Origin of the sequence: Acinetobacter entericus (assembly GCF_026168575.1) — a bacterium.
GTDB lineage: Bacteria > Pseudomonadota > Gammaproteobacteria > Pseudomonadales > Moraxellaceae > Acinetobacter > Acinetobacter bouvetii.
The window spans coordinates 1-1356 of the sequence record NZ_JAPEQW010000095.1 but is presented as its reverse complement, the minus strand read 5'-3'; the positions used below and the strand labels follow the sequence as shown (position 1 = coordinate 1356).

3 protein-coding genes and 1 pseudogene are annotated in these 1356 nt (G+C 43.7%); all 4 read left to right on the top strand.

Features of this window, described 5'->3' with window-relative positions:
* A pseudogene (locus OKC24_RS19660) lies at positions 1-277 on the top strand (hypothetical protein); the annotation flags it as partial.
* Entirely contained in the window at positions 274-567 is a 294-nt protein-coding gene (locus OKC24_RS19655; protein ID WP_265466286.1) for a hypothetical protein, read from the top strand. The pseudogene OKC24_RS19660 and the gene OKC24_RS19655, both read left to right, overlap by 4 nt.
* Entirely contained in the window at positions 564-752 is a 189-nt protein-coding gene (locus OKC24_RS19650) for a hypothetical protein (RefSeq protein ID WP_265466285.1), read from the top strand. The genes OKC24_RS19655 and OKC24_RS19650 overlap by 4 nt, the downstream gene beginning before the upstream one ends.
* A 361-nt stretch (positions 753-1113) precedes the next feature.
* Positions 1114-1356, top strand: a 243-nt coding sequence (locus OKC24_RS20185; protein ID WP_438800954.1) for a DUF1064 domain-containing protein, incomplete at its 3' end; no start/stop codon positions are given.

Sequence of the window (1356 nt, the reverse complement as noted above, 5' to 3'; positions counted from 1 at the left end):
TTTGGCTTATGAGGCATTCAAAGACAATTACGCTGATGTGATTCAGGAGTATGCCGAGAAGGGGATAAGTCAGGCTGTTTGGGAGAAGCCCAAAGCCGTAACGAACAAGCCTATAGTTCTGGACACAAAACCTAATTCAATGTTGCCTGAGCAATCACCAGAGCAAAAAGCATGGATAGAGAACCGCACCAAAGAATTAATGGGTGAGGGCTTAAGTCTTCCAGTGGCTTTAATGCAGGCGGGCCAGGAATTTAAGAGTACAGGTGGTGCAGCATGAACGAAATCCTCCAGCAACGAATCGAATCTGTGCAAGCAGGCCGAAACATAACACATGCTCAAACAGCAGCTAAGCGCAATTTACGTAAAGAACTTGAAACTGAGATGGAGAAGTTCTTAGCCCGCGGCGGTGAAATCAAACAAGCTGAAACACGGGTTTATCAGGTTAAACATGGCACCAATACGCAATACGTAAAACATAGCTGCAGATGCAAGGCTTGTGTGGCGTGGGCGTTGAAGAAAGGTGTGGTTAAAACAACTCAGTTGAAAAAAGGGGGGGGTGAGGGATGAATATAAACACCACGGCATTGAAAGTGATTTACCTGTTTGTCTTTGCTGTTTTTGCTGTCTTTGCAGCTGATGCATTTGTAAATTCTAACTCCCTACATTTATTGCTAAGCAGTATTGGTTTTGGCGCAACGATTCGAGATTTGTTTGTTATTTCATTTGGGAAAGAGGGGGGTGAGCATGAGTGAACACGAGCAATGGTTTAAAAACCTAAATGCAAATGGGAAAACAGTTTATTTCCTTGGTAATGAGCACAAAGTTTCAAAAATGGCTTGGGATTTTCAGCAGGCCAAGATTGATGAGCTATGTNAGTTTATTTCCTTGGTAATGAGCACAAAGTTTCAAAAATGGCTTGGGATTTTCAGCAGGCCAAGATTGATGAGCTATGTAAGCAGATGGAAGATGCTCTATTTTCTATGCGCCAACAGGCGCTCATGCTGCGTGAAGACATGGATGGCTATAAAGATCCAGCTCAAATATGTCAATCAGAAGGTGTTGATATATGTGTGGGCATTTTGGAAAAAGCCCTGCGAGGTGACAGTGTCAAGCATCCCGCTCGCTGAATATCACGCTCAATATGCGCCTAAGACTAAAACCAAGTCAGGGCGCTCTAAATACAACGCACAGCGTATTGAAAAGGATGGAATGAAGTTTGATAGCGTCAAGGAGTACAAGCGCTATATCGAGCTTACAGCGCGAATGCAGCGGGGTGAAATTTCAGAGCTTAAGTGTCAGGTCAAATTTGTTTTGGCACCCAAAGTGAAGTTAGAGGGAGAAAAAAGGGCAAAACCT